The 19,578-nt window shown below is 75.3% G+C and carries 17 protein-coding genes; 10 read left to right on the forward strand and 7 right to left on the reverse strand.

What is annotated here, in order from left to right; all coding sequences use genetic code 11:
• Positions 1-169: 169 nt before the first annotated feature.
• Positions 170-2,275, forward strand: coding sequence for a molybdopterin oxidoreductase family protein (locus IF129_RS03495; RefSeq protein WP_381480319.1), 2,106 nt, complete (start codon positions 170-172; stop codon positions 2,273-2,275).
• Between the two features lie 29 nt (positions 2,276-2,304).
• Here the strand turns inward: IF129_RS03495 and IF129_RS03500 are convergent, their stop codons facing one another.
• Both IF129_RS03500 and IF129_RS03505 read right to left on the reverse strand, forming a co-directional pair.
• Positions 2,305-5,073, reverse strand: coding sequence for a SpoIIE family protein phosphatase (locus IF129_RS03500; protein WP_191207888.1), 2,769 nt, complete (start codon positions 5,071-5,073; stop codon positions 2,305-2,307).
• 89 nt (positions 5,074-5,162) lie between these two features.
• Positions 5,163-5,864 (reverse strand): HD domain-containing protein, encoded by a 702-nt coding sequence (locus tag IF129_RS03505; RefSeq protein ID WP_191207889.1) that lies wholly within the window; start codon positions 5,862-5,864, stop codon positions 5,163-5,165.
• Positions 5,865-6,049: 185 nt separating this feature from the next.
• Between IF129_RS03505 and IF129_RS03510 the strand changes: the two genes are divergently transcribed.
• Entirely contained in the window at positions 6,050-6,229 is a 180-nt protein-coding gene (locus tag IF129_RS03510) for a hypothetical protein (RefSeq protein WP_191207890.1), read from the forward strand.
• Between the two features lie 45 nt (positions 6,230-6,274).
• On the opposite strand, the gene IF129_RS03515 is transcribed toward IF129_RS03510, so the two are convergent.
• Together IF129_RS03515 and IF129_RS03520 are read right to left on the reverse strand one after the other, a co-directional pair.
• Complete coding sequence (locus tag IF129_RS03515; RefSeq protein WP_191207891.1) at positions 6,275-7,804, reverse strand: ABC transporter substrate-binding protein; 1,530 nt, start codon at positions 7,802-7,804, stop codon at positions 6,275-6,277.
• Positions 7,805-7,823: 19 nt separating this feature from the next.
• Entirely contained in the window at positions 7,824-9,851 is a 2,028-nt protein-coding gene (locus tag IF129_RS03520) for a hypothetical protein (protein WP_191207892.1), read from the reverse strand.
• Between the two features lie 230 nt (positions 9,852-10,081).
• Between IF129_RS03520 and IF129_RS03525 the strand changes: the two genes are divergently transcribed.
• Positions 10,082-11,260 (forward strand): S8 family peptidase, encoded by a 1,179-nt coding sequence (locus IF129_RS03525; protein ID WP_191207893.1) that lies wholly within the window; start codon positions 10,082-10,084, stop codon positions 11,258-11,260.
• Here the strand turns inward: IF129_RS03525 and IF129_RS03530 are convergent.
• Entirely contained in the window at positions 11,244-11,666 is a 423-nt protein-coding gene (locus tag IF129_RS03530) for a gamma-glutamylcyclotransferase family protein (RefSeq protein WP_191207894.1), read from the reverse strand. The genes IF129_RS03525 and IF129_RS03530 overlap by 17 nt on opposite strands.
• Positions 11,663-11,983 carry a divalent-cation tolerance protein CutA gene (gene cutA, locus IF129_RS03535; protein ID WP_191207895.1) on the reverse strand — a complete coding sequence of 107 codons (321 nt, stop codon included), beginning with the start codon at positions 11,981-11,983 and terminating at the stop codon, positions 11,663-11,665. Before cutA ends, IF129_RS03530 begins: the two co-directional genes overlap by 4 nt.
• 122 nt (positions 11,984-12,105) lie before the next feature.
• On the opposite strand from cutA, the gene IF129_RS03540 reads away from it, so the two are divergent.
• Positions 12,106-12,501, forward strand: coding sequence for a VOC family protein (locus IF129_RS03540; protein WP_191207896.1), 396 nt, complete (start codon positions 12,106-12,108; stop codon positions 12,499-12,501).
• Here the strand turns inward: IF129_RS03540 and IF129_RS03545 are convergent.
• On the reverse strand, positions 12,491-13,204 hold the full coding sequence (locus IF129_RS03545) for a helix-turn-helix domain-containing protein (protein ID WP_191207897.1): 714 nt from the start codon (positions 13,202-13,204) through the stop codon (positions 12,491-12,493). The genes IF129_RS03540 and IF129_RS03545 overlap by 11 nt on opposite strands.
• Positions 13,205-13,770: 566 nt before the next feature.
• On the opposite strand from IF129_RS03545, the gene IF129_RS03550 reads away from it, so the two are divergent.
• Genes IF129_RS03550 through IF129_RS03575 form a run of 6 tightly spaced genes read left to right on the forward strand, consistent with a single transcriptional unit; the run spans position 13,771 to position 19,503 of the window.
• Positions 13,771-15,438, forward strand: a complete 1,668-nt coding sequence (locus IF129_RS03550; protein WP_191207898.1) for an ATP-binding protein — start codon at positions 13,771-13,773, stop codon at positions 15,436-15,438.
• Positions 15,435-15,881 carry a roadblock/LC7 domain-containing protein gene (locus IF129_RS03555; protein WP_191207899.1) on the forward strand — a complete coding sequence of 149 codons (447 nt, stop codon included), beginning with the start codon at positions 15,435-15,437 and terminating at the stop codon, positions 15,879-15,881. The genes IF129_RS03550 and IF129_RS03555 overlap by 4 nt, the downstream gene beginning before the upstream one ends.
• Positions 15,878-16,246, forward strand: a complete 369-nt coding sequence (locus tag IF129_RS03560) for a DUF742 domain-containing protein (protein ID WP_191207900.1) — start codon at positions 15,878-15,880, stop codon at positions 16,244-16,246. The genes IF129_RS03555 and IF129_RS03560 overlap by 4 nt, the downstream gene beginning before the upstream one ends.
• Entirely contained in the window at positions 16,224-16,874 is a 651-nt protein-coding gene (locus IF129_RS03565) for a GTP-binding protein (RefSeq protein WP_191207901.1), read from the forward strand. Before IF129_RS03560 ends, IF129_RS03565 begins: the two co-directional genes overlap by 23 nt.
• Positions 16,871-18,265: a cytochrome P450 gene (locus IF129_RS03570; RefSeq protein WP_224754223.1), complete on the forward strand. Its 1,395-nt coding sequence runs from the start codon at positions 16,871-16,873 to the stop codon at positions 18,263-18,265. The genes IF129_RS03565 and IF129_RS03570 overlap by 4 nt, the downstream gene beginning before the upstream one ends.
• On the forward strand, positions 18,262-19,503 hold the full coding sequence (locus IF129_RS03575) for a cytochrome P450 family protein (protein ID WP_191207902.1): 1,242 nt from the start codon (positions 18,262-18,264) through the stop codon (positions 19,501-19,503). Before IF129_RS03570 ends, IF129_RS03575 begins: the two co-directional genes overlap by 4 nt.
• Positions 19,504-19,578: the final 75 nt, after the last annotated feature.

Genomic DNA, 19,578 nt, shown 5'->3' on the forward strand with positions numbered 1-19,578 from the left:
CACGGTGGGGGCGGTCAGGAAACACGCCCGACGCACGATGGGCGCCATGAACGCGACGCCCGCCCCGCAGCCCGTGCCGTCAGCCCGGATTCCCGGTCGGGAGCCCGATCGGGAATCCGCTCCGGGCTCCGTCGAGACGCACTGCCCGTACTGCTCGCTCCAGTGCGGCATGGGCCTGCGACCGGGCGGCGCGACGGGCCTGGAGGTCACCGAGCGGCCCGCCTTCCCCGTCAACCGGGGTGCGCTGTGCGGCAAGGGCCGCACCGCCACGGAGCTGCTGTCCTCCGGGGCGCGGCTGACGGAGCCGCTGGTGCGCCGCTCCCCCGGCGGCCCGCTGGAACCGGCGGGCTGGGACGAGGCGCTGGAGCGGATCGCGACGGAGCTGACGCGGGTCCGCGCGGCGTACGGGCCCGACGCGCAGGGCGTCTTCGGCGGCGGCGGGCTCACCAACGAGAAGGCGTACCTGCTCGGGAAGTTCGCCCGGCTGGTGCTGGGGACCTCGCAGATCGACTACAACGGGCGCTTCTGCATGTCCTCGGCGGCGGCGGCCGGCATCCGGGCGTTCGGGCTGGACCGGGGGCTGCCGTTGCCGATGGCGGACATCGCCGGGTCCGGCTGCGTGATCCTCGTCGGGGGGAACCCGGCGGAGACGATGCCGCCCGCGCTGCGGTACTTCACGGAGCTGCGGGAGAACGGCGGCAGGCTGATCGTCGTGGACCCGCGCCGCACCCGGACGGCGGAGCTGGCCGACCTGCACCTGGCTCCCCGGCCGGGGACCGACCTGGCGCTGGCGCTGGGTCTGCTGCATCTCGTGGTCGCCGAGGGGCGCACGGACGAGCGGTACATCGCCGAGCGGACGACGGGCTGGGCCGGGGCGCGGGCGGCGGCGATGGCGCACTGGCCGGAGCTGGTCGAACGGATCACGGGGGTGCCCGTGCCGCAGCTCCGCGAGGCCGTCGGGCACTTCTGCGACGCGGAGTCGGCCATGGTGCTCACCGCGCGCGGCCCCGAGCAGCAGGCCAAGGGCACGGACACGGTGGGGGCGTGGATCAACCTGACCCTGGCCACCGGGCGGGCGGGTCGGCCGCGTTCGGGCTACGGCTGCCTGACCGGGCAGGGCAACGGGCAGGGCGGCCGGGAGCACGGGCAGAAGGCCGACCAGCTCCCGGGGTACCGCCTGCTGACGGACCCGGCGGCGCGGGCCCACGTGGCCGGGGTGTGGGGCGTGGACCCGGACGTCCTGCCCGGCCCCGGCCGGAGCGCCTACGAGCTGCTCGACGCCCTCGGCCGCGACGTGCGGTCGCTGCTGGTGCTGGCCTCCAATCCGGTCGTCTCCGCGCCACGCGCCGCGCACGTGGAGGAGCGGCTGCGGGCGCTGGACTTCCTCGCGGTGTGCGACGTCGTGCTGTCCGAGACGGCGGCGCTGGCGGACGTCGTGCTGCCGGTGACGCAGTGGGCCGAGGAGAGCGGCACGCTGACGAACCTGGAGGGGCGGGTGCTGCTGCGGCGCAGGGCGGTGGACCCGCCGCCCGGGGTGCGGTCCGACCTGTGGGTGCTGGGGGCGCTGGCCGCGCGGCTGGGTTGGGAGAAGGGGTTCCCGGACGATCCGGAGGAGGTGTTCGAGGAGCTGCGGCGCGCTTCGGCGGGCGGCCCGGCCGACTACTCGGGCATCACCTACGGCCGCATCGCGCGGGAGGACGGCGTCTTCTGGCCCTGCCCGGCGTCGGCGGACGGCACAGGGGCGGATGGCACGGGAACGGACGGCACGGAGGTCGACGGCACGGGGGCGGGGACACGGCATCCGGGCACGCCCCGGCTGTTCCTGGACCGGTTCGCCACGCCGGACGGCCGGGCCCGGTTCGCTCCCGTCACGCACCGGCCGTCCGCAGAGGAGCCGGATGCGGAGTACCCGGTGCTGCTGACGACGGGCCGGGTGCTGGCCCAGTACCAGTCGGGGGCGCAGACGCGCCGGGTGGCGGAGCTGAACGCCGCCGCGCCGGGCCCGTTCGTCCAGCTGCACCCCCGGCTCGCGGAGCGGCACGGCATCGCCGAGGGTGATCCCGTCGCCGTCACCTCGCGCCGGGGACGGGCGGTCGCGCCCGCCCGCGTCACCCGGGACATCCGGCCGGACACGGTGTTCATGCCGTTCCACTGGCCGGGTGCGGGACGGGCGAACACGCTGACCAACCCGGCGCTGGACCCCACCTCGCGGATGCCGGAGTTCAAGGTCTCGGCGGTGCGGGTGGAGCGGGCGGGGGCCGAGTCGGCGGGATGAGCACCTCGGTGGTGGGGGAACGAGTGACGTCACGGGCCGAGGTCGGCGTCGAGGTCGGCGTCCAGGCCGGGCAGCAGGCCGAGGTCGGGCAGCGGGCCGCCTCCCAGGGCCTGCTCGGTCCAGACGACCTTGCCGGTGGGGGTGTAGCGCGTGCCCCAGCGCTGGGCGAGCTGCGCGACGAGGAACAGGCCGCGCCCGCCCTCGTCGGTGATGGCGGCGCGCCGCAGGTGCGGTGAGGTGCTGCTGCCGTCCGAGACCTCGCAGATCAGTGTGCGCTCGTACAGCAGCCGGACGTGGATGGGCGCGGAGCCGTAGCGGATGGCGTTGGTGAGGAGTTCGCTGAGGACGAGTTCCGTGGTGAAGGCGATGTCCTCCAGACCCCAGTCCGCCAGCCGGCGGGTGCACGCGGCCCGGACGCCCGCGACGGCGGCGGGGTCGAGGGGAACGTCCCATTCGGCGATGCGGGAGCGGTCGAGCAGCCGGGTGCGCGCGACGAGGAGGGCGATGTCGTCGCGGCGGTGGTCGGGGAGCATGCGGGCGAACACCGCCTCGCAGGTCTCCTCGGGGGTGCGGTCCGCCGGGTCCGCCAGCGTCGTCCGGAGCAGCGCGATTCCGGCGTCGATGTCGCGGTCGCGGTCCTCGACGAGGCCGTCGGTGTAGAGGACGAGCCGGCTGCCCTCGGGCAGGTGGAGCTCGGTGCTCTCGAAGGGCATGGAGCCGAGGCCCAGCGGCGGGGCGAGCGGGAGTTCGGGGAAGTCCACGGTGCCGTCCGGGCGCACCACGGCGGGGGCGAGGTGGCCGGCCCGGGAGACGTCGCACCGGCCGGAGACGGGGTCGTAGATGGCGTACAGGCAGGTGGCGCCCGTGATCCCCTCGCCGCCGGGTTCGTCCTGGTCGATGCGGCTGACCAGTTCGTCGAGGTAGGCCAGCAGTTCGTCGGGGGGCAGGTCGAGGGTGGAGAAGTTGTGCACGGCCGTGCGCAGCCGCCCCATGGTGGCGGCGGCGTGCAGGCCGTGGCCGACGACGTCGCCGACGACGAGGGCGACGCGGGCGCCGGGGAGCGGGATGACGTCGAACCAGTCCCCGCCCACCCGGGCCTGGGCCGGCAGGTAGCGGTAGGCGACGTCCAGGGCGCTCTGGTGGGGCAGGACGTGCGGGAGCAGGCTGCGCTGGAGGGTCTCGGCCATGGCGTGCTCGCGGGTGAACCGGCGGGCGTTGTCGATCGCGACGGCGGCGCGGGCGGCCAGTTCCTCGGCGAACGTCAGGTCGTCCTCGCCGAACGGCTCCGAGCCGGCCCCGCGCCAGAAGTTCGTCATGCCCAGGACGACGCCGCGGGCCTGGAGCGGCACCGTGACGAGCGAGTGGATGCCGTAGGCGACGGCGTGTCCCGCGCCGACCGGGTCCTGGGCCCGCCAGGCGTCGGCGACTGTGAGGTCGGCCTCCAGCACCGCGTGGCCGCCGGCCAGGGCCGCCGCCATGGGGGTGCCCGGCGCGACGAAGGGGATGAGGTCGCCGACCGGCTGGAAGGGGTGGTCGTCGCGCACACCGCTCAGGGCGGTGCGGCGCATCTCCGTCGGCGGGCCGACCGGCTCCCCGCCGAGCGGTACGGGCTCCAGCAGCTCCACGGTGACGAAGTCGGCGAACCTCGGCACGGTGACGTCGGCCAGTTCCTCGGCCGTGCGGACGACGTCCAGCGTCGTGCCGATGCGCACCCCGGCGTCGTAGAGGATCTTCAGCCGGTCGCGGGCGACCTGCGCCGTACCGGACAGGGCGCTCAGCTCCGTGGTGTCCCGCAGGGTCGCCACCGACCCCGGGGGCCCGCCGTGCGGGGCCGTGGGCCTGGTGTTGACGGCCACCAGCCGGTCCCCGGCCAGGTGCACCTCGTCGGTGACGGCCCGGTGGGAGCTCAGCAGCTCGGCCGTGGACGGGTCCAGCCCCAGCTCGGTGACGTGGCGGCCGTCGGCGTCGGGGGGCAGTTCCAGCAGACGCCGGGCCTCGTCGTTGGCCAGCGCCAGCCGGCCGTCGTGGCCGATGATGAGCACGCCTTCGCGCACCGCGTGCAACACGGCGTCGTGGTGCTCGTACATCCGGGTCATCTCGCTGGGCCCGATGCCGCGCGTCTGCCGGCTCAGCCGGCGGCTGACGAGCGCCGCGCTCCCCACGGCCAGGGCCAGTGCGGCGGCCGCGGAGATGAAGATCACCGGGAGCTGGCCGTCCACGGACTCGCCCACGGTCTCGATCTCGACCCCGGCGGCGACCAGCCCGATCACCATGCCGTCCGGTTCGGTCACCGGCACGACGGCCCGGGCCGCGTCCGTCGGGTCGCCCCGGAAGATCTCGCTGAACGCCTCCCCCTTGGCGGCGCGCTCGACGCCGGAGGTGCGCTCGCCCACGAGGTCGGCGTCGGTGTCGGCGTAGCGGGTGCCGTCCGTGGCCATCACGGCGATGAAGTCCACGCCGGAGCCCCAGTGGGCCGCCTCCACGGAGGGCTGGAGCCGCAGCGTCGGATCGTCGGAGCGCAGGGCCTCCGCGACGCCCGGCGCGTTCGCGTAGGCCGCGGCGGCGGCCCGGGACCTGCGCTGCGCGTCCTGCTCGGTGTCGTTGCGGGCCTGGGTCGTGACGACGAGCAGCGCGGCGGCGATCAGCAGGACCGCGACCAGGACCTGCAGGAGGAGCACCTGGCCCGCGACGCTGCGTCCGCGCAGCTCCCACCAGAGGCCCGGGCGCCGCCTTCCGGCGTCCGGACCGGCGGGCCTTCGGCCTGTGGCACGCCTCCGTGGAGCAGAACGCCCAGGCATACCCCCTTTCTAGCACCAAGACCCCGGCGGCGACCCCCGTGGGCCGCCGCCCGGGTCAGGTCGGCGCGCGGACGCCCCGGGCCGGTCGCTCACCCGCGACGATCCACAGGCCCGGTGGCCGGAGCGGGGGCGGCGTCCGGCGCGTGGCCGTCGTGGTCGCCCCAGCCGGTGAACCGGTCCCAGGCCGGCCACGTCCCGCCCGTGTGCCGACGGAGGAGTTCGCCGGGCAGGCTGAAGGGCGGTGCCTTGTGGGGCTTGGCGAGGGCCTGCCCGACGATGGTGTCGTGGAGCACGGCCGCCGCGTGCAGCCGGGGCAGTTCCGCGTGTACGCGGTCGGTGTAGCCGGGCGGCAGCGGGCCCGGCCCCTCGATACCGAGGTCGAATCCGGCTCCCGCCGTCACCAGGGCGATCTCGGGCCGTTTGCGTCCCGCGATCTCGGGGCTCAGGTGCAGGGCGACGGCGTCCCAGACGACCTCGGCCCGGTCGTCCCCGAGCCCGTGTGCGCGCAGGAACCGGACGGCGAGGTCCGCACCGTCGAGGTCGAAGCGCTGGTCGCCGTCGCCGTGGTCGCTGAGACCGGTGTCGTGCAGGACGCAGCCGAGGAACAGCAGCTCGTCGTCGTAGTCCTGGTCGGGCAGGAGTCCGCGCCGCTCGCCGAGGGCGCGGCCGTAGTGGTAGGTGCGCAGGCTGTGGTGGTAGATCGCCGGGTGCTCGATCTCCCGGGCGAAGCGCGTGGCGGCCAGGGCGAGGTCGGTGCGGGGGAACGGAAGGGGCGCGTGGGCCTCGGACATGTCGGGCTCCCGTCGTGGCAGGTACGTTGACTTGGCCCCCTATAGATAGCACGCCTACATATGCACGTGCCGACCCGCCCTCGCCCGGTGGCGGCGCGCCCGGGTCCGCCGCGCGGTCGGGCGCATCACCGCCGACCAGGCGGGTACTCGGCGGCGGAAACCGGAGTCCAGGGAGAGAACGAACCATGACGGTGCCGGACGGGAACCGCCCGAAGACCGAGAAGACCGAGAACGCGCCCCGGACGCCGTCCGACGAGCCGGGCCGCACCCGGCCCGAGGACTCCGAGCACGGAGCCACGGGCCGCACGATGCGGGAGGCGCTGGAGGAGGCGGACGTCAGGCCGGAGGACTACGAAGAGGGCTGAGAGCCGAGGGCCGGGCTCCGAGCGGCGACGCCGGGAAGCGGCCCCTCACAGTGCGGGGGTGACGTAGAGCTCGGGGGCGGGGCCCCGGGCGGGGATCTCCAGGACCGGCACCGGCTTGCGGCCGGGGTCGCCGCCGCGCGAGGTGCTGTAGGACAGCGTGCCGCTGGCGCCGGCGACGGTGTTGTCCTCGTTGAGGAGGAAGAGCGCGCGGGCCGTCCTGGCGGCGCTCGGTGCCTGGCCGTCCTCGCCGCTGTGGGTCAGCCGCAGGGCGCGGACGGCGACCATGACGGCGTCGTGGTGGGCGGCGGCGTAACCGTCCTGGAGCGCGGCCTCGACGTCCGTCACCTCGGACAGCCGGGCGCGGAACGCGGCCTCGAACGGCGCGTACCCCTCGGGCACCGGGCCGGCCGCCCGCTCCTCGTCCGACCAGGCGGGGTCGGCGGCCGAGGCGTGCACGACGGTGACGCGGCTCTCGCGGAGCTTCTCGACCTCCTCGGGCGGTATGACGGGGCCGGTCTCCACGAAGAGGACGGAGACGGGTTCGTCGAGGCACGGCCGCACGTGCAGGGCGTCGAGGAACTCGCGCAGGTCCACGGTACGGCCGGAGAACAGGGCCATGTCGGCCTCCGCCGCGCAGAGGTTGCGCACGACGGCGTCGAAGTAGGTGTAGGCCACGTCCTCGGAGACGCTCCGGCCCTGGAAGGGCTGCGGCGCGTGGCCCGCGAGCTCCTCGGCGAAGGTGCGGGTGAAGGCGTCGGTCAGGGACTTCACGTGCAGGTCCGGCGGGCTCTCGTCGTGCACGAGCATCGCCGTGTCCAGCATGTCGCGCTCGCCCACGTAGGCGTGCAGGGCGGCCACGAAGTCGGTGTTGCCGGGCGTGACGCGGACGAGCCCGGGGATCTCGGCGTGGCGCAGGCCCGTGGCACTGGCGACCGAGGACACCATCGGCACGTCCTCGGCGGACAGCCGCTCGGCGGCCTCGCGGGTGGCCTCGACACTGGGGCCCAGCCCGACGACGGCGACGAGCGGGGCCCGGTCGTCGGTCATGCCGACGAGTTCGTCCACCACCGGCTCCCACTGGTCGTGCCCGCTGCCCGCGTTGGCCAGGTAGAGCTGGATCTGCGGGGCGGGATCACCGAGTTCGCGGGTGTGGTTCGCCCGCATCTGGGCGACGTGGGCGCCGTGCAGCGAGTGCAGGACCTGCTCGGGCGACAACGGACCGTCGGGGGTGGCGGACAGCGTGCTGAGGAGCGCCACCTTGACCGCCGAGCTCTCCTCGTCGGCCACCCGGTCGTTCTCGGCCTCGATCCGCTCCTGGACGGCGCGGTAGCGCTCACGCAGCCCCTCGCCGCCGCCGGGCAGGAACGCGGGGCCGCCGTCGGTGACGCCGATGCACTCGCCGTCCCGCTCGACGACGCCCGAGCCCGGCCCGTCGCACGCCAGCCGGGGCGGCAGCCACACGACGGCGGCCACGCCGGCGGCCAGCAGCACCAGGACGCCCGCGATGACGAGGAGACGGGTGAGGCGGCGGGCGGGGGGTGAGAAGTCGGTGTGGTCGACGGCGGAATCGCTCACGGGTGCTCCTTCGGGCGGGTCACATCCACCAACGGGCCTGTCGCTCGTAGTCGTCGGCCGCTTCGTGCAGGGCCACCAGACCGTCCGGGGAGTGCAGCGCCAGCGCCGTGAGCGCGTGGGACGACTGCGCGTACAGGAAGCCGCGTTCCACTCCCCCGGCCGGGTCGCCGACGACGCGCAGGGCCGCGAGGAGCCGGGTGACGTGGCCGGTGACGTCCCCGGCCACGGGCTCGGGGAGGTCCTGCACGAGGCTGCTGAAGTGCTCGTAGGGGTCCATGCGTTGTCGCTCCAGGCTGCCGCAGGGCGCCGTGGCGACGGTCCGCAGGAGCTCCAGCCAGGCCGTGCCGGTCGTCTCGGGGAGCAGCCGGGCCAGTTCGGCGGCCACCGCCGGGAGCTCGTCCCGGGCCAGCCGGTGGTAGAGGGTGCCGGGACCGTCGTCGCGTTCGCGGCAGAACGCGCCGAGGCGGCGGTGCACGGCCTGCCAGGAGACGGGGTCGTCGGCGGGGCGGTCGGCGAGGCGGCGCAGCAGCAGCCTGCGCAGGACCGCCGTCGCCGAGGCGCCCGTCGCCTCGTCCGCCCCGCCGCCGGGCGGCGGGGCGGCGGGGGGCGGCGCGGCGCCGTCCCACAGCCGGGCCTGGCGCACGGCCGCCGCCCAGGCCGGGTCCACGAGGTCGTCCTGGTGGCTCAGCCACAGGCCGTCCGCCTCCCGGCGGGCGGCGGCACCGGCCGCGAAGGCGGTGGCCATGCCGTCCCACTGCGGGCCGTCCGGCGCCGCGCCCTCGGCGGCCAGGAGCCGGCGCAGCAGGTGGTCCTCGGTGGTCCCGGCGTCCGGCTCCCCGTCGAGCCCCGTCCCGGGGGCCGGCCGCAGCAGGAGGCCGACGACGCCGCCGGGCTCGGCGGGGTGCCGTGCGGCGTGCGCGGCGAGCAGTCCGGCGACCTCCGGGTGGCCGCCGGTGTAGGTGTGCACGAGCCGTGCCAGCCGGCGGTCGGCGCGGCCGGTGGGGGCCTCCATGAGGCTCTGGACGTCGGCGCGGGTCAAGTCGGGCAGCCGGTGGCGCAGCCACACCGGGGGGTCGGCGGGTGGCGCGGAGCCGGGGGCGAGCCGTTCGAGTGCCCTCTCCAGGGGCGCGCAACCGGCGTCGGCCATCCCGGGGAGTTCGCCGCGCGCGGTGGCGACGACGGTCAGCGGCTCGGCCGCGTCCGAACCGCGCAGGGGTGCCCGCGCGTCGAGCAGGTGGCGCAGGAAGGCCCGACCGGCCGGGGTGTCGGCGTTGTCGAGCAGGACGACGGGCGTCGGCAGGCTGCGGACGCGGCGCGGAACGTCCCGCAGGTCGGCGAGGAACGCCTCGCAGAGCAGGCCGTCGAGCCGGGCCCGGGCGGCCAAGTGGTGCCGCTCGCCCGGTTCCTCGCTGCGCAGTTCGTGCGCGGCCCGGTTGAGGGCGACGAGGGTGTCGACGGCGCGGTCCGGCAGCTGCCGGTCGCGGTGGCCGTACCAGTGCTGCGCGCGGTCGGGGAAGGTGAACCCGGCCAGGGCGCTGAGCCCGTGCAGCGGGAGCTGTAAGGAGGTGGAGAGCACCCCGGCGGTGAGGCCGAGGTCCAGCGGGCTGTTCGCCACGTCCTGGAGGAACCGGTGGGGCCAGCTCTTGTTGCGCCGCTGCTTCAGCAGCTGCTCGACGTCCTGGCGGGCCTGCTCGAAGTCGAGGTGGGTCAGGTCCTGCCGCATGACGAGCAGGCCGATGAGGAGGCGTGGGAAGCGGAGCCTGCCGTAGCGCGGCCGGTGTCCGGTCAGCCCGGCGGCCAGGGCCGAGAGGGTGGCGGGCAGGTCCTCGCCGAGCGGGTCGCCGAAGTCGGCGCGCCCGTGCGGGATGTGGGGACCGATCTTGTCGGCGAGGACGTCGAGGAGGACGGTCTTGCCGCTGCCGTGCGGGCCCTCGAACACGACGACGGGCCGCCGTTCGGCCGGGTGGGCCGGGTAGTCGGGCTGCATGAGCGTGTGGACGGCCCGTACCGCCGTGTTGCGTTCGAAGACCGGTCTGCTGTCCGCCACGGTGTCCCTCCCCCGACCGAGCGTGACAGGAACATTTCCACACCCGGTGACACTGCGCCAACCCCGTGCCGTCGAACGGTGACGATTCGTGACCGAACCGTCAACTCCCGCCCCGGTCGGCGGACAGGGATGTCGCCGGAGCTATGGCCGGGTGCGGTCTTGGCAGGGCCGCCCGCGGCTGGCAGGGTCACGCCGTTCGTGTGCGTCCCCCAGCTCGGAGGAGACCCCCCATGGCACGGAAACGTACGGCGGCGTTGTTGGCGGCGGCCCTGGCGGCCCTGACACTCGGGGCCGCCCCGGCGCAGGAGGCGGAGGCCGAACGGGCCGCCTACGTCGTGATGCTCGACGGCGCGGGCCCCGGCGCCCGCGCGGTGACGGAGACCGGTGCGCAGGTGACGCGGTCCTTCGGCGCGGCCCTGGACGGCTACGCGGTGCGGGCGACCGAGGCGGAGGCCCGCGCGCTCGCGGGTCGGCCGGGCGTGCTGCGCGTCGTGCCGGACACCCCGGTGCACGCCCTGGGCACGGGCGGCGTGGGCGGCACGTCCACCGCGCACGGCCCCCGCACGGTGCAGGAGGACGCGCCCTGGCACCTGGACCGGCTCGACCAGGAACGGCTGCCGCTGGACGGGCGCTACGCCTACCCGTCCTCGGCCGGTGAGGGCGTGACGGTGTACGTCCTGGACACCGGGGTGCGCGTCACCCACGAGGAGTTCGGCGGCAGGGCGTCCCACGGCACGGACGTGGTGGACGGCGACGGCGTGGCCGACGACGGCAACGGGCACGGCACGCACATGGCCGGACTCGTGGCCGGTGAGACCTACGGCGTGGCGAAGAAGGCCGACGTGGTGGCCGTCCGGGTGCTCAACGACCACGGCAGCGGCACGACGTCCGGCATCATCGCGGGCATCGACTGGGTGGTGCGCAACGCCGACGGTCCGGCCGTGATCAACATGAGCCTGGGCGGCGGGCCCAACGCCGCGCTGGACGCGGCGGTCCGCAGCGCCATCGCGGCCGGGGTGACGTTCTCCGTCGCGGCGGGCGGGTCGAACGCCGACGCGGGCTCGTCCTCCCCCGCGCGGGTCGCCGAGGCGCTGACCGTCAGCGCCACCGACGAGCAGGACCGGCGGGCGCGCTTCGCGAGCTACGGCAGCGTCGTGGACCTGTTCGCACCGGGCACGCGGATCACCGGGCCGTGGCACACCTCGGACCAGGCGACCGTCACGCTCTCCGGCACCTCGACGTCCGCCGCCCTCGTCAGTGGCGCGGCCGCGCTGGACCTGGGCGCACGGCCCTGGGCGAGCCCCGCGTCGGTGGCCCGCCAGCTGAAGTGGGCGGCCACGGAGGGCATCGTCGTCGATCCCGGGCCGAACACCACCGACCGGCTGCTGAACGTCACCGGGCTCGGCTGAGCCAGTCGCCGGACGGTATGCGGGTGCCCCGCCCGCGCAGGCGGCGGGCCAGCGGCGGCGCGGCGACGTAGACCCACACCGTCTCCGTGCCGCCGCCGACCGGTCGGGCCTCGGCGGTGACGCGTTCGTAGAGGTTCGCGGTGCCGCCGGGGGTGTACCCCTCCAAGGTGTCGAGGGCGCGCAGGACCTCGGCGTACCGCGCGGCGGCCGGTTCGATGACCGCGCCGGTGACCTCGCCGTCCCCGGCGACGGCGTAGGGGTAGCCGGGGCCCTCGTAGAGGACGAACCCCGGCAGTGTCGCCGGGGTGGTGCGCGCCACGCGGCCCGCGAGCGTCCGGGCGTGGTGGTGCTCGCCGGGCCGCAGGGTGCCGTAGACGAAGAAGGGGAGGCGGGGCGACGGCGTCACGGTGCCGTCTCCTCCGCGACCCAGCGCGCGTAGTCCTCGCTCGCCCGCGCGACGGGCGTGGCGATGATCTCCGGGACGTCGTAGTCGTGCGCCTCCCGGAGGAACGCCTCCAGCGCGGCGTAGCGGGCGGCGGTGCTCTTGAGCAGCACCTGCCACTCCGGATCGGTGTGCAGCTCACCCTCCCACCGGTAGACGGAGGAGACCGGGCCGGCGATCTGGGCGCAGGCGGCGAGCCGCCGCTCCACTGCCCCGGCGGCCAGGGCCCGCGCCTTCTCGGCGCTGTCGGTGGTGGTGAGGACGGTCAGCAGTTCGGCCATACCGGCACCGTATCCACCACGCGGCCGGACGGGCCGGTGAGGTCGGTCCCGACCCGGGCACGGGGCGCGCCACGTCCGATCCGTTCAAGACGACGGGGACGCGCGGGCGTCACCATCGGGACATGGCACCTCGATTCGATCTCATCGGCATGGTGACGGCCGACATGGCCGCCACGCTCGCGTTCTACCGCCGTCTCGGCCTGGACATCCCCGCCGAGGCGGACACCGCGCCGCACGCCGAGGCCGTCGGGCCCGGCGGCGTGCGGCTGGCCTGGGACACGGTGGAGGTCATCGCCTCGATGCACCCCGGCTGGGAACTCCCCCGGGGCCCCGGACGGATGTCGCTCGCCTTCCGCTGCGAGGACCCGGCCGAGGTGGACCGGGTCCACGCGGAGCTGACGGCCGCCGGGTACCGGGGGCTCAAGGAACCGTGGGACGCCTTCTGGGGGCAGCGGTACGCCGTCGTCGAGGACCCGGACGGCAACGGCGTGGACCTTTTCGCCGAGCTCAACCCGTGACGCGCAGCAGCGCACCGACCGGCCGACCGGTGAGGGCGCGGGCCTCACGGGTGAGGTGGGCCTGGTCCGCGTAGCCGGTGAGGGCGGCGACCCGGGCGAGCGGGGCTCCGGCCCGCGCCCGCGTCAGGGCCCGCTGCAGCCGCAGGATGCGGGCCAGCGTCTTCGGGCCGTACCCGAAGGCGTCCAACGAGCGGCGGTGCAGCTGCCGTTCGCTCAGCCCCACCCGGCGGGCGACGTCCGCCACCGGCCGGCCGCGCGCCAGCGCGCGGGCCACCGCGCCGTGGAGCGGGTCCGGTGCGACCGCCGCGCGGGCCGCGACGGCCTCCAGCGCCGCGCCCCGGTCCGCGGCCCCGGCGACCTCCCCGGCCAGCCGTCGCACCCGAGCGGCGGGCCACAGCGCGTCGAGGGGCACCCGCAGGTCCCGCAGCTCGCGCGCGGGCACGCCGAGGACGGCCGGCCCCGTGCCCGGGGCGAAGCGCAGGCCCGTCCAGGCGGTGCCGGGCGGCGCGGGCGCCTCCTGGGCGCGGGTGTCGGGCCCGGCGACCACGAAGCCGGAGCCGCCCTCGCCGCCTCCCGCTCCGTCGCGCCAGATGAGGTCCATGCAGCCGTCGGGGAGCACCGGGGCCGGGGCCGGCGCGGGGTCCGCCGTACGGGTCCACAGGACGGTGCCGCCTCCGAGTCCCGAGGGGCGTTCCCGGTACATCGCGTTCACCCGGCCGTGACGGGCGCGAAGGCGTTGGCGTAGCCGACCCGCCGGGGTGTGGTGCCCGTGTCGTCGGGGTGGATCACCGGCTGGGGAGTCCGCCCCGGGCGCGGGTGCCGTCGAAAGGTTCCGCGAGTACGTCCACCCGCGCAGGGTAGCGCGGTACGGGCACGCGGTGTGGACGCACCCGTATGAGGCACGTGGTGATGCTGTCGCTGCGCGGCCGGGACGACTCGCGTCCGACGGGCGTTGAGGTGCGGGAGGTACTGGGACGGGCGCCGCGCGATGTCGGCGACTTCGTCAAGTCCGGTGCAGTCTCCGGGGTTTGGCTGGACCGAGCCCGACACCCGGGGTTCACCGAGAGTTAAGTCGAACGCCCGCATGACGGTGAACCCGGCCGTCAAATGCGGGCGTTCGTCGTACCGCAGCATGAGACGGGTGGCCGGAAGTGGAGAAGGGTGGCTGGTATGTGGAAAGTTACTCCTAGGATCTGAGAGATTCTGACCAGTGAAGCAGTGCAGGACGCGCGTCGTGTCCTACGGAGGGGCAGTGGCTTTGAGGACTCCATGCTGAAACGGCCGGTGGAGCGCACGGGGAAGCGGGGAAGACGGGCGAAGCGCCGGGACACCTGGTGGGCCGCCACGGCGGCCGTGGCCCTCGTGCTGGGCGCCGCCGGGGCCGCCGCGCCGGGCTCCGAGCCGTGGGTGCGGGTGACCCTCGGCGTCCTCACGGCCACCGCCGTGGTGGGCGTGGCGGCGACGTTCCGGCTGCGCGGCAGGCTCGCAGCGGCCCGTGCGGCGCAGGCCCGCGCGGAGTCCGTGGCCGGAGCGCGCGGCGCGGAGGTCGCCCATCTCGCCGGGGTACGGATGCCCGCGATCGCCGAACGCGTCCGCGCGGGACAGCGGTTGGACGGCCTGCCCGGCCCGGTCACGGCCCCGGAGGCGACCGGCGAGGACTTCGCCCGCGCCGTCGCCGCCCTGGTCGGCGGCCTCGGCTCGGACGACGCGGTACGCCGTGAACGCGCCCTGCGCGACTCGGTGCAGGCCGCCTTCGAGTCCGTCGCCCGCAACATGCACGCCATGGCGACCGTCCAGCAGCAGGTGCTGGACAACGTCGAACGGATCATCAGCGACGCCCGGCTCATGTCCGAGGTCATGAAGGCCGACCACGCGGCGGCGCAGATGACCCGCAAGGCGCAGACGCTGCTGGTGATGTGCGGCATCTGGCCCGCCCGCCGGGAGACGCGGCCGGTGACGCTCTTCGACTGCGTGCGCGGCGCGCAGTCGCGCATCGTGGAGTTCGGCCGGGTCGACGTGCACGGCGGGCAGACGCTCCACGTCGTCCCGCCCGCCGTCGAGGGCCTCATGCACACCGTGGCCGAACTCCTGGAGAACGCCACCGTGTTCTCCCCCTCCAGCACCCAGGTCGTGGTGACGGTACGGGAGGTGGGCGCCGGCGCGGTCGTGGAGATCGACGACGCGGGGCTCGGCATGCCCCCCGACGTGCTGCACCAGGCGCTCGGGCAGCTCCGCGACGACCTCGACCTCGCCCAGCTCGGCGCCGTCCCCCGGCTGGGGCTGGCGTGCGTCGGACGCTGGGCCCGGGAGCTGGGCTTCAACGTGGAGCTGACGGGGGCCTCCGCCTACGGCGGCACCCGCGCCGTCATCTTCGTCCCGCACCGGCTGCTCACCGAGCCCGTGCCGGAGGCGCCGCGTCCCGAGGTCCGCGCCCGGCCCGAAGCGCGGGACGGACACGCCTACGCCGCCCCGCCGCCGCTCGGCGCGCCCCACGATTCCGCCCGCGCACCGGCACCGGCCTATGCCACGGGACGCGCCGAGGAGCGGCCCCCCGCCCACGACGCCCCGGACGCCCACGACGGCCAGCCCACCCACCCCGCGCTGCCCCGCCGCCGCAACCGGCGACGGGCGCCCGGCGCCGGGCCCCCCGGGACGGAGGGCTCGGGCGGCTACGGGGCCAACCCGTCGCCAGCGCAGCCCGCGCAGCCCGCGCAGCCGCAGCCGTACCCGCGGCCCGCACCGCACGACCCTCCGCACGACCCGCAGCACGCCCGGCCGTCCGCACCGGTCTGGTCGCCCGAGGCGGCCCGCGCCTCCGTGGCCAGCGTCGTGTCCGGTTCGCGGCGCGGCCGGGCGGAGGCGCAGGACCCGCACGCCCGGCACACCGGCGCGCAGGACTCCGACCAGACCGACCACCACGATGGGGGCACGACGTGAACGGAACCATTGCCCGACTTCCCGACCTGGGCTGGATGTTGCGCCCGCTGACGGACATCCCGGGGGTGCGGCACGCCGTCGTGCTCTCCGAGGACGGCCTGCACCTGGGCCACGCGTCCGCCGAGGGGCTCTCCGGGACGGTCTCCCGACTCGGCCGGGACGAGGCGGAGTCGCTGGCCGCCGCGTGCGCCGCGATGACCATGACCAGCCGGTCCACGGCGACGCTGCTGTTCGGGCCGGGAACGGGCGTGCGGCAGCTGATGCTGGAGTCGGAGCACGGCTTCGTCCTGTTCACGGCCGCCGGGGTGGGCGCCCACCTCGGCGTCGCCACGGATCTGGGGGCCGACGTCGGCCTCGTCGCCCAGCAGATGCAACTGCTCGTCGCGAAGATCGGCGCGCACCTCAGCACCCAACCCCGGGATGCGGTGAGCCCGTCACGATGACGGGTCAACGGGAGGAACGGACGACGCCGGCCGTCCGCCCCTACGTCATCACCCGCGGCCGTTCCGGCGCGGCGAGCCCGGAGCTGCCGTGGGAGACGCTCGTCGTGGCGGTGGCCGCGGACCCGCCCGCCGGTCCGTCCGGGCTGCAGCCCGAGCACCGGCGCATCCTGGGGCACTGCCAGGGGCTGCTGTCGGTCGCCGAGATCGCCGCCCATCTGGGGCAGCCGCCCTCGGTCGTGCAGGTGCTGCTCGGCGATCTCGTCGACTGGGGCCTGATCACCACCCGTCCACCCGTCCCGGCTGCCGAACGCACCGATGTGACCATGCTCAGAAAGGTCCTCCATGGTCTCGAAAGCCGCCTCTGACCAGCCGGTCGTCCCCCACGACGCCGCACAGCCGGGCGCCGGGGGCGGCCCGGACCCCGAGCAGCACTACGTGCGGTCGAGCGTCGCCGGGGCGGCGAAGATCCTCGTCGTCGGTCCGCTCGGCGTGGGGAAGACGACGCTCATCGGCGCCGTCTCGGAGATCAAACCGCTGTCGACCGAGGCCGTCATGAGCCAGGCCGGCGCCCGGGTGGACCGGGGCGGGGAGCGGACGAAGACGACCACGACCGTGGCCCTGGACTTCGGCCGCATCACCATCGACGGTGAGCTCGTGCTCTACCTGTTCGGGACACCGGGCCAGCAGCGCTTCCTGCCCGCGTGGCGGGAGCTGGCGCGCGGCGCGCTCGGCGCCCTCGCCCTGGTGGACACCCGCGACCTGGAGGCGTCCTTCGACGCCCTCGGCCACCTGGAGGACCTGGGCCTGCCGTTCGCCGTCGCCGTGAACGCCTTCCCCGGCAGCCCCGACCACGGCGAACAGCGGCTGCGCGAAGCCCTGGACCTGCTGCCCCAGACGCCGCTGGTGGTGTGCGACGCCCGCGAGTACCGCTCCTCCGTCCAGGCCCTCATCGCCCTCGTCAGCCACCTCATCAACGCCGCGGAGCCCACATGACGAGCCCACGTCCCGACCACAGGTCCGCGCCGGGCGCGGGCCGCTGCCCGGCCACGGCGCTCTACGGGCCGCACCTGGACGGCGACGCGATGCCGGGGCTGTACGAGGAGCTGCGGCTGCGGCACGGGCCGGTCGCCCCGGTGACCGTCGCGCCGGGGATCGACGCCTGGATCGTCCTCGGCCACCACGAACTGCTCCGCCTGACCCGGGAGGAGCAGGACTTCTCGCACGATCCGCGCCGGTGGACGCTGCTGCGCGAGGGCCGGGTCCCGGCGGACTCGCCGATCATGCCCATGGTCGGCTGGCGGCCCGCGCTGCTGTTCGCCGACGGCCAGCAGCACCGCAGGATGCGCGCGGCCGTCTCCGACGCCCTCACCCGCATCAACGGGCACGAACTGCGCCGCACCGTGCGGTTCACCGCCGAACGCCTCATCACCTCCTTCGCCGAGCGCGGTGAGGCCGACCTCGTGCCGCACTTCGCCCGGAAGCTGCCCATGGAGGTCATCATGCGGCTGCTGGGGCTGGACGAACGCACCGGGCAGCAGCTCGTGCAGGCCATCGCCGGCACCGTCGTCGCCAACGCCGACTCGGCCAACGCCAGCCGCCGCATGGGCGCCATCCTCGGTCAGCTCATCGAGAACAAGCGCCGCGAGCCGGGCAACGACGTGACGTCCGCGCTCCTGGCCCATCCGGCCCGCCTGACGGACGAGGAGGTGCTGCACAACCTCGTCGTGATGTTCGTGGCGGGCAACCAGACGACCGTCAACTGGATCGCCACCACCTTGCGCATCCTGCTCACCGACGCGGCCTTCCGCTCCTCGCTGACCGGCGGTCACCTGACCGTGGACGACGCGCTGGACCTCGTGCTGTGGCGCTTCCCCCCGACGCAGAACTTCCCCGCCCGCTACGCCACCCGGGACCTGCACTTCGGTGGGCAGCACATCCGGGCCGGGGACATGCTGATCCTCGGCCTCGCCGCCGCCAACGCCGACCCGTCCGTCCTGCCCCCCGACGGGCGGCCGGTCACCGGCAACCGCGCGCACCTGGCCTTCGGCGCCGGGCCGCACGCCTGTCCGGCGCAGGACCCGGCCCGCCTCATCGCCCGTACCGCCGTGGACACCATCCGGCACCGGCTGCCGGACATGGAGCTGGCCGTGGACGAGCACGAGCTGGCGTGGGTCAAGTCGCCGTGGAGCAAGGGGCTGGCCGCCCTGCCGGTCCGCTTCGCCGACCCGCAGCTCCCCGCCCCGGCGGACCCGGGCCACGACCCCGGCGTCGTCGCGCACCCCGCTCCGGCGTACCCGCGTACCCCCTCGTCGTCGGCCCACGCGGGCCGCCCCGCGCAGCACCCCGTGCCCTATCCGCCCCACCCCCAGGGAGAGCGAAGATGACCGAGGTCCACAACGCGCCGCACCGCCTCGACCCGGCGGGCGGCTGCCCGCACGCCGCGAACGCCCGCTTCCTCGCCGAGGGTGCCGTCACCCGGGTCGTGCTCCCGGACGACGTCGAGGGTGCGATCGTGCTCGGGCACCAGGAGCTCAAGGAGTTCCTGTCCCATCCCGACGTGGCGAAGAACGCCCGCCACTTCACGGCGCTGGAGAACGGCGAGATCCCCGACGGCTGGCCGCTGCGGACGTTCGCCACCGTGCAGAGCATGACCACGGCCGACGGCGCCGACCACCGCCGACTGCGCTCCCTGGTGAGCCGGGCCTTCACCGCCCGCCGGGTGGAGGCGCTGCGCCCCCGGGTGGAGGAGCTGGCCGCCCGTCTGCTGGACGACCTGGAGCGGGCCGCGGCGCAGAGCGAGGACGGCACGGCCGACCTGCGCCGCAACTTCGCCATGCCGCTGCCCATGGGGGTCATCTGCGAGCTGCTGGGCGTGGACGCCGAGCAGGGCGAGCAGCTGCACGCCCTGTCCAACCGCGTCGTCTCCACCAGCCTCAAGCCCGCCGACGTGGTCGCCGCCAACCAGGAGCTGCTCCAGGTCCTCGCGCAGGTCGCGGCGGCCCGGGCGGCCGACCCGGGCGACGACCTCACCAGCGCGCTGATCGCCGCCCGCGAGGAGGACGGCGACCGGCTGAGCGAGCCGGAGCTGATCGGCACCCTGATGCTCATGGTCATCGCGGGTCACGAGACGACGCTGAACCTCATCACCAACGCCGTGCGGGCCCTGTCGGGCCACCCCGAGCAGCTGGACGCCGTGCGGTCCGGCACGGCGGACTGGGGCGACGTCGTCGAGGAGACGATGCGCTGGGACAGCCCCGTCAGCTACTTCCCCTTCCGCTACCCCACCCGGGACCTGACCCTGGACGGCACGGTCATCCCGGCGGGCACACCGGTGCTCGCCGGCTACTCCGGAGCCGGACGGGACCCCCGGACGCACGGCGCGGACGCCGACGTGTTCGACGTCACCCGCACCCAGGTGCGCCACCTGTCCTTCGGGCACGGCGCCCACTTCTGCATCGGGGCGCCGCTGGCCCGCATGGAGGCGTCCCTCGCGCTGGAGGCCCTGTTCACGCGGTTCCCGCAGCTCACCGTGGCCGTGGACGAGACGGAGATCCCCCGGCGGGGCAGCTTCGTGGGCAACAGCGTGCCCGTCCTGCCGGTGCGGCTCACAGCCGCACCGTGACGGGGCTGAGGCCCGCGTTGCCCGGGGGAAACAGCCGGGAACCCACCGGGTAACAGCGACGCCGCACGCTGGGTG

The organism is Streptomyces chumphonensis (genome assembly GCF_014779715.1).
Lineage (GTDB): Bacteria > Actinomycetota > Actinomycetes > Streptomycetales > Streptomycetaceae > Streptomyces > Streptomyces chumphonensis.

Excerpts from the sequence above, each read along its gene's own strand:
- IF129_RS03525 (WP_191207893.1), top strand. The coding sequence starts at position 10,082 with ATGGCACGGAAACGTACGGCGGCGTTGTTGGCGGCGGCCCTGGCGGCC.
- IF129_RS03510 (WP_191207890.1), top strand. The coding sequence starts at position 6,050 with ATGACGGTGCCGGACGGGAACCGCCCGAAGACCGAGAAGACCGAGAAC.
- IF129_RS03500 (WP_191207888.1), bottom strand. The coding sequence starts at position 5,073 with ATGCCTGGGCGTTCTGCTCCACGGAGGCGTGCCACAGGCCGAAGGCCC.
- IF129_RS03560 (WP_191207900.1), top strand. The coding sequence starts at position 15,878 with ATGACGGGTCAACGGGAGGAACGGACGACGCCGGCCGTCCGCCCCTAC.
- IF129_RS03495 (WP_381480319.1), top strand. The coding sequence starts at position 170 with ATGGGCCTGCGACCGGGCGGCGCGACGGGCCTGGAGGTCACCGAGCGG.
- IF129_RS03545 (WP_191207897.1), bottom strand. The coding sequence starts at position 13,204 with ATGTACCGGGAACGCCCCTCGGGACTCGGAGGCGGCACCGTCCTGTGG.
- IF129_RS03550 (WP_191207898.1), top strand. The coding sequence starts at position 13,771 with ATGCTGAAACGGCCGGTGGAGCGCACGGGGAAGCGGGGAAGACGGGCG.
- IF129_RS03575 (WP_191207902.1), top strand. The coding sequence starts at position 18,262 with ATGACCGAGGTCCACAACGCGCCGCACCGCCTCGACCCGGCGGGCGGC.
- cutA (WP_191207895.1), bottom strand. The coding sequence starts at position 11,983 with ATGGCCGAACTGCTGACCGTCCTCACCACCACCGACAGCGCCGAGAAG.
- IF129_RS03505 (WP_191207889.1), bottom strand. The coding sequence starts at position 5,864 with ATGTCCGAGGCCCACGCGCCCCTTCCGTTCCCCCGCACCGACCTCGCC.
- IF129_RS03540 (WP_191207896.1), top strand. The coding sequence starts at position 12,106 with ATGGCACCTCGATTCGATCTCATCGGCATGGTGACGGCCGACATGGCC.
- IF129_RS03570 (WP_224754223.1), top strand. The coding sequence starts at position 16,871 with ATGACGAGCCCACGTCCCGACCACAGGTCCGCGCCGGGCGCGGGCCGC.
- IF129_RS03565 (WP_191207901.1), top strand. The coding sequence starts at position 16,224 with ATGGTCTCGAAAGCCGCCTCTGACCAGCCGGTCGTCCCCCACGACGCC.